Annotated in this window: 7 protein-coding genes and 1 tRNA gene; 5 read left to right on the top strand and 3 right to left on the bottom strand. The window is 39.1% G+C overall.

The features are described 5' to 3' along the window. The gene (locus PSI06_RS06920; protein WP_273603279.1) at window positions 1-402 is read right to left on the bottom strand and encodes a hypothetical protein; all 402 of its coding nucleotides are present in this window, start codon (window positions 400-402) and stop codon (window positions 1-3) included. Between the two features lie 164 nt (window positions 403-566). Between PSI06_RS06920 and PSI06_RS06925 the strand changes: the two genes are divergently transcribed. From PSI06_RS06925 to PSI06_RS06940, 4 genes are all read left to right on the top strand, one after another. Then, window positions 567-642: transfer RNA gene (locus PSI06_RS06925), tRNA-Ala, on the top strand. A gap of 154 nt (window positions 643-796) precedes the next feature. After that, window positions 797-2,059, top strand: a complete 1,263-nt coding sequence (locus tag PSI06_RS06930) for an ABC transporter substrate-binding protein (protein WP_273603278.1) — start codon at window positions 797-799, stop codon at window positions 2,057-2,059. After that, window positions 2,059-5,277, top strand: coding sequence for an ATP-binding protein (locus PSI06_RS06935; RefSeq protein ID WP_273603277.1), 3,219 nt, complete (start codon window positions 2,059-2,061; stop codon window positions 5,275-5,277). The genes PSI06_RS06930 and PSI06_RS06935 overlap by 1 nt, the downstream gene beginning before the upstream one ends. A gap of 57 nt (window positions 5,278-5,334) precedes the next feature. Then, complete coding sequence (locus PSI06_RS06940; protein WP_273603276.1) at window positions 5,335-7,560, top strand: two-component system response regulator; 2,226 nt, start codon at window positions 5,335-5,337, stop codon at window positions 7,558-7,560. A gap of 45 nt (window positions 7,561-7,605) precedes the next feature. Here the strand turns inward: PSI06_RS06940 and PSI06_RS06945 are convergent, their stop codons facing one another. After that, complete coding sequence (locus tag PSI06_RS06945; RefSeq protein ID WP_273603275.1) at window positions 7,606-8,853, bottom strand: glutamate-5-semialdehyde dehydrogenase; 1,248 nt, start codon at window positions 8,851-8,853, stop codon at window positions 7,606-7,608. Beyond that, window positions 8,850-9,956 (bottom strand): glutamate 5-kinase, encoded by a 1,107-nt coding sequence (proB, locus tag PSI06_RS06950; RefSeq protein WP_004587658.1) that lies wholly within the window; start codon window positions 9,954-9,956, stop codon window positions 8,850-8,852. The genes PSI06_RS06945 and proB overlap by 4 nt, the downstream gene beginning before the upstream one ends. An 851-nt stretch (window positions 9,957-10,807) precedes the next feature. Between proB and PSI06_RS06955 the strand changes: the two genes are divergently transcribed. Further along, a complete protein-coding gene (locus tag PSI06_RS06955; RefSeq protein WP_024031470.1) occupies window positions 10,808-12,658 on the top strand; it encodes a cation:proton antiporter in 1,851 nt (616 codons plus the stop codon). Window positions 12,659-12,676: the final 18 nt, after the last annotated feature.

Below are 12,676 nucleotides of genomic sequence, written 5' to 3' on the forward strand. Positions count from 1 at the left end.
CTACAAACAACGCCCTCTTAGCTGCACACTTAAGTCACGCCATAGTACTTGTGTAATTTCGTGTTTATTTTCACAATAGTTATTTTCACTGAGGGTTTCGTTTAAAAACCTGACGGCTTCATCCTCAAGCTTAAGTTTTAACACACTAGAGTCTTCGAAGTGTTCTTGTTCTATGAAACGTTTTACATCAGAGCGGCTCGGTCTTTTTTCGCCTCGCCCGCCGTTATTTAAGTTTATGTTACTACGATGCTCAGCCTTTACCGATACAACATAAGCAAATATTTTGTTACCTTGCTCATCCACGTTCTCATAAAACTGCTTGTTATTTATTTCATAAGGAGGCGCTTCATTACTTGCACACCCTGCAAGTAGCAAAGCAAGTATAAAGATACTTTTTTTCATTATTTTTGTCGTTTCGCGAGGTATTTTTCTCGAGTCTATCAAAAATAAACGATAACAGTTAAATATTGCTAAAAAATACTTGACCAAATTTATAAAAATATTTAAAGTTCACCCCGCTTGGAACTCAGCAGCCAAGTAATTACAACTATGTAATTTAGGAATGTGGGGCTATAGCTCAGCTGGGAGAGCGCCTGCCTTGCACGCAGGAGGTCAGCAGTTCGATCCTGCTTAGCTCCACCACTTTCCTACTCTTCTATTACTTCCTATTTTTCATCGTCTTATTATTCTTTTATCTTCTACACAATAACTTTTATATTTGCCCATTCCTTGTTTGTTTAGTCTTTGTTGGCTATAAATTATCTCATCTGTAGCAATCATACTTTTGGCTTAAACAATGGATACCCCTAAACGCACCACGTTAAAAAAGCTCGCTGTCATCGGTTTAACCGCGGGTGTAATTACTCATGTACCATATGTGTTTGCCCGAAAAAAAGTAACCCTAAGAGTCTTAGGAACACATGTCACGCTACAAGAAGCCATTCGTAAACAAGCAATGCTTGATTTAGGCATAAATATAGAATTTTCCCCTGCAGGTAGTGCTGCCGTATTACAAAAAGCCTCCATGGACCCTGGCTCATTTGATTTATACGAGCAATGGTCAAACAGTATTAATGTACTTTGGCGGGCGGGGTCTATTCAGCCTATAGAAAAAAAACGGCTAACCTACTTTAATGAAATAAATTCTCTAACCAAGACGGGGAAGCTCACCCCCGATGCAAAATTAGGTGCAGGCGACGCTCCTTATAAATTACTCAATGTACAAGAGGACGGCACACTAAGCGCAAACGAAAGCGATTACATTAGCTTTTTGCCCTATGTACATAATGTTGACTCTTTTGGCTATAACACCGCCAAAATAAAACCTGGTATTGCCTACGAAACTGAAAGTTGGGGCTGGTTACTTGATGATGCCCACCGAGGTAAAGTAGGCATTGTAAATGCACCCACAATTGGCTTATTTGACCTTGCCTTGGCAGCACAAAGCAAAGGGTTAATAACATTTAAAGATATTGGTGCGATTACTCGCTCCGAGCTTGACCGTTTATTTAGTATTTTAATTGACTATAAACGCCAAGGGCATTTTGCAGGTTATTGGAACTCGGTGCCAGAGTCTGTTGAATTTATGAAAAGCCAACGCGTGCACATAGAAAGTATGTTTTCCCCCGCTGTGGCCGCGCTCAATAGTCAAAATGTTAACGTGCGATTTGCCGCTCCAAAAGAGGGCTACCGTGGCTGGCATGGGGTAATGTGCTTATCGTCACAGGTTAATAATAACCAAAAAGATGCCGCATACGATTACATGAACTGGTGGCTTTCGGGGTGGGCCGGCGCATTTATTGCTCGCCAAGGGTATTACATTAGTAACCCACAACGCTCAAAAGCAATGCTTTCACCAAGTGAATGGGATTACTGGTACTTAGGCAAGCCCACTACGGTTGACTTACTAAACACCCAAAAACAAGTCGCAGTAAAAGCCGGCGAGCAGCGAAATGGTGGTAGCTATTTAAAACGCTTAAGCAATGTAGCTGTTTGGAATAGCGTTATGCCGACTTACGATTACAGCTTGCAAAAATGGTATGAGTTAATAAGCAGATAATGATAACCCGTTCAATAAAATCAAAAATAATAATTGCCCTATGCGTATTAATTACTTTATTAATTTTGCAAAGTTACCTATTCAATTATTCGCAAAAATCACTTTTTGAGCTGCAAAATGCGCAGCACAAAGCTTTATTACAAAGCGAATCTGTTACCCGTTTAGAAAACGATGTGATTTCTTTACAAAGCCAAGCCATTGCTTATCTAGATCATGCTAATAGCAATACCATTGAAAAGTTTAATATGCACTTAAATGCTGCAAAAAGGGATTTAGATACGCTAAGTACATATTTAAATGAGTATGATGAAAACTATCAAAACAATATAAAGCGCCTTAACGAGTACTTAAATAATTACCAAGATACATTTAATCGCGTAGTCGTTAACAGAACCAAACGAGAGCAGCTGTACATTACACAGTTCAAACAACCTATTGAAGCGCTAAAAGCACAACTCAATGAGCTTAAAAAAAGCACGCTAACCAGCAAGCAAAATAAAATAGTGAATACCCTTTTAACTATTAGCAATATAGAACAAGCAACAACCAATTATTTACACAAGCCAAATTATGATGAAGCACAAAATGTGCAAGATAACCTAGCACACTTAAATACCCTACTGGCGAGTATTGAAACCGCTAATGTTAACCTACTTAATAATACTGACGAGCTTGAGCAAGCTTATAGCCAATTAGTTATTTTAACCCGCAGCTATACGTTTTCGATAAATGTAGTTTTAACAGGAATAGAAAACGAGCTGCTTTACCTAGCCGAAAAAATTAGGGATGTAGAGAAGCAAAAGCTCACCCAGACCGAGCAGCAGCTAAGAGACCACGTATTAAAAAGTACCGAAATGGCCAACCTTTTTGCCGCGCTGATCACTGTTATCATAATAGTAATTACCTTTTTTATATTTAACTCTGTCATTAAGCCCATTGCGAAATTAACTAAGCTGTTAAATGATATGAGCAATGAAAAGCAAGTAACACTAAATAGTGATGAGCATCATCAAAATGAAATTAACTCGGTTATTATCGCGGCTAATGCGCTGTATTTAAAAAACAAACAAACAAAAGAGCTACTAGCAGAAACCCAAGCGCTTAATTCTAAAATGGAATTAATGAATAAAGAGCTTACACTTGCCATCACCCAAGCAAAAAATGCCAACCAAGCGAAAGGTGACTTTGTAGCTAATATGAGCCATGAGCTTCGCACTCCAATGAACGGTATTTTAGGCATGCTGCAGCTATTACAAAGCAGCGCTCTTCCAGCAAAACAAAAACACTATGCAGATAAAGCGTTTTCTAGTGCTCAAAACTTACTGCAAATACTTAATAACGTGCTCGATTTTTCAAAGCTTGAGTCTGACAAAGTAAAGCTTGAATCAATCCCTTTTACTTTGCATACCGTTGCTTCTAATGTAAAAAATTTATTTTCGGTAAATGCGAAACAAAAAGGGTTGCGCCTTAATTTTGTATTGCATGTTGATGCAGGGCTTGAGCTGATGGGCGATCCACTGCACTTGAGTCAAATTATTAATAACTGTGTAGGTAATGCCATTAAATTTACAGAGCGCGGTGAAGTAACTGTAACAATTGAGGCCACAACACAAGATGAGCAGCAAATACAGTTACGCTTTGGTATTAAAGACACAGGCATAGGCATGACGCCAGAGCAAACCGCCTCAATTTTTGACTCGTTCTACCAAGGCGATTCCAGTACAACACGTAAATATGGCGGCACCGGATTAGGTTTAACTATTTGTAAGCAACTAACCAAGTTACTAGGCGGCGAAATACAAGTACGCAGCACACCCCACGTCGGGAGTGAGTTTTATTTTACACTACCGTTTAAAATGACGAGCAAAGAAGCGCTTAAAAAGCATGCCTTACTAATTAGTCCCGATACTGAGCAAATAAAATCACTCACTAAGTTATTAAGTAACGCTGATATTACTGCAGAAATTACCCAAGAGCCGCTACGTGCAATTGCAAAAATGTCTCAACCGAGTAACCCTTTTAATATTGTGATCATGACGTTGTCACACAAAGAACTAAAAGATAATTTTATTTTGCAGCAACTGTACTTACAAAAACAAAAAAATAAACACAAACTGCTGCTTATTTTACTCATTAACGATCAAGAGCACCCGCAGGCAGCCCCCGATAGCGATCATATTGATATTATAACAATAGGTAATACTCACACTGATTCTCAGTTAATGCGTTTATTATTACCCGACTCAACACAGCTTAAAGAAGGAGAGTCTTACCCACAGTTTACCGGTTACACCGCACTTGCAGTAGATGATAACCCTGTAAACCAAGAGATTCTTGAAGCACTATTAACTAAAATGAATATGACTGTTATCTCTGCAAGTAATGGCGAGGAAGCACTCATTAAAGTAGAAGAAAACGCAATTGATATTATTTTTATGGATATTCAAATGCCAGTGATGGATGGCCTAGAAGCGACGCGAATACTGCGTCAAAGGGGATATACAACGCCTATTGTTGCTGTAACTGCAGCTGTATTTTCTAATGATAAGAAAGCCGCCATTCGAGCAGGCATGGATGACTATTTAGTCAAGCCGTTATTATTTGGTCTGCTTTGTGACAGCATAGAAAAGCATCTAACAAAAACCCATACGTTAAGTACATTAAACCTCGATGTAGCACGCTCTAATCTTGAAGATAATAATGAACTCATTAATTCAATATTCACTAAGTTTAATACCGATTACAGCCACTTTATGGAGGTAGCTGTAAAGCACTTGAAAAATAATGAGCATAAAACATTAGCTAGAGCGATGCATAACTTAAAAGGCTTAGCCGGCACCCTAGGGTTAGAGCTACTAGAGCAAAGCGCTAAAAAAGCAGAGTTAGAACTGAGCAGTAACGCATGCACCGATCTTAGTGTTTTTAATGAACAATTGACCTTAGCACTTTATGCAGTCAGACAGCTACTGGTAACAAACTCCTATAATCATCAGCCAGAAGCTATGAGCTCTGGACAAAATCCAGATACATTAATTGATGAAATCTATTCTTTAGCGTTATCTGCCCGTCCTATTCCTAGTAAATTAGTTAGAGAAATTGCGCTTCAAAAATTCGATCATTCCCATCCATTATTCAAGCTAAAAGAGGCAATAGATAACTTTAACTACGCTTTAGTGATTAAACTTATTGATAAATACAGAAATAACTATAAAAACTAGACAATTATGGCAACTATAAACTAACTTTAAGGGGTAATTAAAGAATAAGGATTTAGTGTGCATTCAACCTTTCTCGCTGGCAGCAATCAACCTGCAGTAACTCAACCGCGAAAGCCTTTGATACTCATTGTTGATGATGAACCTAGCAACCTACATGTATTAGTTGAGGGCCTACTTGCAGACTACGATGTACGCATTTCAACAAGTGGTGAACAAGCGCTTGTATTTGTTGAATCCACACGCCCAGATTTAATTTTACTCGATATTATGATGCCAGGCATGGATGGCTATGAAGTATGTAAAAGATTAAAAGCAAAGCAAAATACCAAAGGCATTCCCATCATTTTTGTCACCGCACTTACTGAAGTAGAGTCTGAAGAGAAAGGCTTTGCAATGGGTGCCATTGATTATATCCATAAACCTTACAAGTTAGCTTTGGTTAGAGCACGCATACGTACGCACATTACTGCACAAGGCATGCTAGACAGACTTATCGAAAAAAACTTTGACTTACACGACAAATTACTCGAAATAGAAGCCCTTGCAAAAGAGTTAAGCCAACGCGAGGAAGAACTAAAGCAGCTGTCATCTAAGCAAAAGTTATTTTACCAGGCACTTACCAGTACCGCCGATGGTGTTGTAATTACTAATAGCGGTGGCAAGATTATCGCTGTTAATCCATCGTTTTGTAGAATTACCGGCTATTGCGAAGCTGAATCGTTGGAAATGGATTTAAAAGAGATCAAACAAAATAATCACCCAAGTATTAGCTTTGATGAGGTATGGAAGCACGCTAACGAAGCGGGCTACTGGAGCGGTGAACTTGTAACACGAAGAAAAAATGGCGAGCTATACCCTGAGCTATTAACACTTAGCATGGTAAAAAGCGAGCAAGATACCAACATTCACTACATTGGCGTTTTTAGTGATATTTCAAGCGTAAAAGTAACGCAAGAGCGCATAGATTACCTAACTTGGCATGATGAGCTTACTAAGCTGCCAAACCGTAACGGTTTTTTAAAGCAATTAGAACAGCAACTACAAGATTGCAGTAGCGATAAAACATGTGCCTATATTTATATTATCGACATTGACAGCTTCCACTCTATTAATGATGGCTTAGGGCTTTTAGCAGGGGATAATATTTTAAAGGAGCTTGCTCAGCGTATTCATGCCAATGTAGATAAAAAAGATATTATTGCACGCTTAGGCAGTGATGAATTTGCTGCTTTATGTAGCGTAGATAAAGGAATTGGGCGTACACGTGCGCAATCAATCGCCGAAAACAAAGCGCAAGAGCTTTTAAACGCAGTCAACCGCCCTTTTGACGTTGATGGGCAAGAGGTTAGCTTAACAATTAGTATAGGCACTTATATTTTCCCGCGAGACGATGTATGGGAAAGTGCTATTGAGACAATCAGAAATTGTGAAGCAGCCTGCTATAAAGCCAAAGAAAAAGGCGGAAACAGAGTTACATTTTTTGATACCACATTTGGCGAGCAGGCTAAACGACGTTTTGAAATTGAACAAGACTTAAGAAAAGCCATTCCTCAAAATGAGCTATCCATATTTTTACAGTCGCAATTTGATAGTAAGCAAACGTTAAAAGGCGCAGAAATACTGCTGCGCTGGAATCACCCTCAAAAAGGCTTTATAAGCCCATGTGAATTTATATCAATAGCTGAAGAATCTGATGTTATTTTTGAGTTAGACTGCTGGGTTACAACTAATGCACTTAATTTACTTACCAAGCTTAAATACAGCCACCCAAGTTTGAATATTTCGGTAAATATAAGCGGTCGACATTTTCATGAACCGCGATTTTTAAACTTTATAAGCCAACAAATTAAAAGTGTTGATATTAATCCTCAACAACTCACCATTGAGATAATAGAGGGGACGTTACTTAATCACATGGAAGCGGCCATTGAAGCCGTACACTACCTTAAAAAGCTGGGCGTACGTGTATCAATAGATGACTTTGGCACGGGCTACTCAAGTTTAACCTACTTAAAACAGTTACCTATTCATGAGCTAAAAATAGATCGCTCATTTGTGCTTGAAGCCCCCACTGATAACAACGATAAATTAATTATTGATATGATTGTCAGCCTTGGCAGGTTGTTTCAATTAGAAGTGGTAGCGGAAGGAGTCGAGAATCAATCGCACTTTGACTTATTACAAGAGTACCCTGAGGTTATCCTACAAGGGTACCATCTGCACCGGCCTGAGCCATTAGAAAGCTGGTTAGAAAAACTAAACCATACTTTGCAAAATGCATAAAAAAACGCCGATTAAACAATCGGCGTTTTTTATAAGTGGAGTATATTACTTACGTACTTGGCCTTCGCCATTAACTAAATACTTTTCAGTTGTAAGTGACTCAAGCCCCATAGGACCATAAGCATGTAGTTTAGTTGTAGCTATACCAATTTCAGCACCTAACCCTAATTGCGAGCCATCTGAGAAACGTGATGATGCATTTACCATTACTACCGATGCATCAACACTGCGTTGGAAAAGCTCAGCCGCAGTATCGTTTTTAGTACAAATAACCTCAGTGTGGTTTGAACCAAATTGAGCAATATGCTCCACTGCAGCACTAAAGCTTGGTACTACACGAATAGCAATTTCTAAATCTAAGTATTCTTCACCAAATTCATTATCAGCAAGTACTGTAGCATTATCGAAGTATTTTGCAGCTTGCTCATCTGCATTAATTTTCACACCTTCTTGGCGCAATACAACGGCACATAAATTTAAAAATTCATCAGCAACGTCTTGGTGAACCACTAGCCCTTCAAGCGCATTACATACGCCTGTGCGCTGTGTTTTACCATTTAATAGTAAATTAAGTGCAACCTCTAAGTCGGCATCTTTATCTACATATAAATGACACACCCCTTTAAAGTGCTGAATAACAGGAATAGTACTGTTTTCTGTAACAAAGTTAATTAAGCCTTCGCCACCACGAGGGATGATTAAATCAATACTTTCGCGTTGCTGCATTAGTTCCATAAGCAATGCACGGTCTGGATCAGGAATAACTGAGATCAGCGATTTAGGTAAGTTATGTTTTTCAAGTACACCGTGCATTACACTCGCAATGGCTTGCGAGCTTTTAAGGGCTTCTTTACCGCCGCGTAAAATAACACCATTACCCGATTTAAAACACAATGCGCCTGCATCCGCAGTTACATTAGGACGCGCTTCGTAAATCATACATACAACACCTAATGGCACACGCATTTTACGTATTTTAATGCCATTTGGGCGCTCTGTAATGTCGCGTAGCTGACCGACTGGATCATCTAAACTTACAATAACTTCAATACCCTCTGCCATTGCTTCAATGCGCTCTTCGTTAAGCGTTAGGCGGTCGATCATCGAAGCGGCTAAGTTATTATCGCGTGCTGCGCTTAAATCACTTTCGTTTTCTTTAATTATAAATGCTTTTTCTGCGCGTAATGCTGCCGCCATTTCGGTTAACACTTGGTTTTTGGTCTCGGTGTCGAGTAAAGCAAGTGTGTTTGCAGCTTTTGCTGCCTGGCGTGAAATATCCGTAATCAAACTCATGACTTCTCCAATAATGCGATATCTTTTTCTGAAATAACAGGACCAATAGAATCCTGCATTTTTTCGCTAAATTCACTTTGCTCGTTATCTGCAATAAAGCTTAACAAGCAACTACTATAATTTGCGGTGGCTTTTGCTAAACGTGTGCCATCCTCGCTTCTAACTAAAATGGTATCGCCAATGGCAAACTCACCATGAACTTCCATTATTTCGTCGCCACGTATGCAACCGTTTTCACCTTCAAGAGACTCATCAAACGAGCCATCTACAACTACTTCACCTTGCTCATTAGCTGTATGCGTCATCCAGTGCACAGCTTCTTGCATTGGTTTTTCATAAGGAAGGAAAACACTACCAGGGTTGTCACCTGCCAATAATCTATTAAAGGTTTCTTCTTTAAAGCCATTAATAATATAAGTAGCAATACCGTGAGACGTTGCTTTTTCGGCAGCTTCAATTTTGGTTTTCATGCCACCGGTTCCTACAGAGCTTGTAGCACATCCTGCCATAGCATAAATAGACTCATCAATTGATTTTATTTCAGGCAGTAAAACTGCATCGTCGTGCAAATTTGGGTTTTTATCATACAGCCCATCCACATCAGAAAAAATCATTAATGCATCTGCATCAGCGGCCGCCGCTACCATGGCTGATAAGTTATCGTTGTCACCTACTTTTAAGTCATCCGTTGTTACAGCATCATTTTCGTTAATGATAGGCAGTACACCATGCTCTAACAAAGTAAAAATAGTTTCGCGAATACTTTCATAGCGCTCACGGTCACGTAAATCACCATGGGTTAATAATAATTGCGCTGATGGAAAATCGAAAAAGCGATCCCACATGGCCATCATTTCAGTTTGACCTGCTGCTGCCATCGCTTTTTTCATCACAACTGAACGTGGAATGTCAGATGGGAATAAGTGTGAGCCTGCAGCTACTGAGCCTGAAGATACTAAAATAACTTCAATACCACGAGCACGACAGCGAACAATAAATTGCGCAATGGTTAATAAGTAGCGTGAACGGCACCCATCTTGATCTGGAGCAATTAGAGCACTACCTACTTTTAAAACAATACGACGCCAATTTAACTTTTGCATAAAATCTCAACTTTCCATTTTATCTGCATTCACATAGTGTGAACTAAAACTAGGTAATTGCGTATAAAATACGCAATTTCGAATAGGTTGTTTGTTTATACACTTTTTAAACGCACGCAAATACACGACCTAAAATTGCTTTTAGATTTGTAAAGACATGAAACAGCACCAACCAAATTAAATGGAGGTCTATTAAATATAAAAATAAAAAGTGTTGTTTATGTATCGCTGTAAAAAGCTGTGTGCGGCCTTTTTGTTAACAACATACATAGAGCCTCTAAAGTCAGATACACCAACAGATAGGGTGATGACTTAAGGACCGAGATTTAGCCGCCACGATGGGAGCTAAACATTGAAAGTAATAGTTCAACTCAAACATTTATTTACTTAATTGCTTAAATAAACTTGTTTGAAAAAACCATACCAAGATATTCAATAATACAATAGCTACTAATTAATGGTAAAAATAGCGTACAAATCTATTATTACAGGGCAAATATGACGCTAGTATTAATACATACCGTTATTTTGCAAAATCATATTTAGATGACTAATTGTTTGAACTCTAAATATAATACGACATTTCAAGGGGTAAGATCAAGGCTAAAAATCACTCTAATGTAGAGCTACGCCTCACTTCTAAGCGGTTAATCATTTAAAATCAAGGGGTTATATTTACTTTTGAGTTTTAATTCAATTTTTATAAATAAATCAATAAGTTTAACCTACAATTTTTGTATTAAGCGCTAAAATTTTATTAGCAAATTAAACATTTCACGTGTATACCCCTGTATTAATATTTAACAAAAGTTATACTTTTCACATTGTGATAAATAAGGAATTCTTAATTTATGTCAGCAATTTATATAGCCGGTATCGCACTTTGTTCGGTGCTTGCCCAATGGGTAGCGTGGGCGTTTAAAGTACCCGCTATTTTGTTCTTATTGCTTACCGGTTTATTGCTAGGGCCGTTTAGTGGTGTATTAGACCCTGATGCTTTACTGGGTGATTTATTATTTCCTGTTGTGTCACTGAGCGTTGCTGTCATTTTATTTGAAGGCTCCCTTACTTTGCACTTTAGAGAATTAAAAGGCATAAGTAAGGTCGTACGTAACCTGTGCTCTATCGGCATGATCACCACCTGTGTGGTAATAAGCTTAAGTGCCTATTGGTTACTTGAGCTTAACTGGCGGGTGGCTGCAGTATTAGGCGCTGTGCTAGTAGTAACAGGGCCTACGGTAATCGCCCCTTTACTTAATTCGATGCGCCCAACACAAGATATTGACCGTATATTACGATGGGAAGGCATTGTAATTGACCCAATCGGTGCTCTTTTTGCTGTGCTTGTATTTGAAGCAGTCATGCTGGTAGGCCAAGGAGAAGTGCTTAGCCACACTATTGTTGCACTTGTTAAAACAGTCGGCGTAGGGCTTTCTATCGGTGTTGTTGCGGGCTGGATCACCACACAGCTTATGCGCCGTGAATGGCTACCGTTTGAACTACATAAATTTGGCATACTTGCCTTGGTGCTTATTAGCTTTTCGGTATCTAATCACTTAAGTCACGAATCGGGATTATTAGCTGTTACCGTATTTGGTATTTGGCTTGCTAACCAAAATGATTTAGAAATCGATTCTGTACTTGAGTTTAAAGAAGACTTATCGATGATTTTAATATCATCACTGTTTATTTTACTTGCTGCACGGCTACAGCTTTCTGACTTGATGATGTTAGACAGCGACGTATTTATATTCCTTGCAGTGGTGTTATTTATAGCGCGTCCATTGTGTATTGCCATATCTACTTTTGGTACTGACTTGCCAATGAAATCGCGCTTGGTGCTATCGTGGATAGCCCCTAGAGGTATTGTTGCAGCTGCTGTTGGCTCGGTATTTGCGCTAAGTATGATGGAAGCTGGCGTAGCTGATGCAGAAAAAATGGTGCCGTTAATATTTACCGTTATTATCATCACTGTGGTATTGCAAAGCTTAACCGCTATTCCTGTTGCTAAGCTATTGGGCGTGCGCCAACCTTCTCCAAATACCATACTGATTATTGGTGCAAACCATGTATCTCGCGCTATAGGTAAAGGCTTACAAGAGCAAAGCATTCCTGTTCATCTATCAGACCCCGCATGGGAGAACTGTAAAATGGCTCGTATGGACGGCCTTGCCTGTTATTATGGTAACCCACAATCAGAGCATGCTGAGCGTTACTTGCCGCTCACAACAATAAGAACGGTATTAGCACTTTCACCAAACCGCCACCATAATGCGCTTGGTGTACAATATTTTTCTCATTTATTAAATGAAAAAAATGTATTTTCACTGCGCTCATCTACCTCGCATGCTAAAGCGAACAAAGACAGTGCAACATTCCTATCTAGACAAATTTTGTTTGGTGAAGATGGCTCTTACGCTCGCCTAAGCAGTATTATTGCTAAAGGCGGTAAAGTAAGTGCGACGCGTATTTCAGAAGAATTTGATTGGGAAAAATACCAAGAGATGAACCCTGAAGCGATCCCGTTGTTTATTTTAAAAGGTGATAAAGACAACGACGACGATACGCCAGTAAAGCTTCGCCCATTTACCAGTAATATGGAAAAGCCACCGCAGGAGGGAGAGCGTATCTTTGCACTTCAGCCGCCAAAAATGTCGGTCTTAAAAGACCCCGCTAAAACAAAAAATAAAGAAGAGAGCTAACCTCTTTTGGTTATTGCA

The sequence above is a fragment of the Pseudoalteromonas sp. GABNS16E genome (assembly GCF_028598715.1).
Lineage (GTDB): Bacteria > Pseudomonadota > Gammaproteobacteria > Enterobacterales > Alteromonadaceae > Pseudoalteromonas > Pseudoalteromonas atlantica.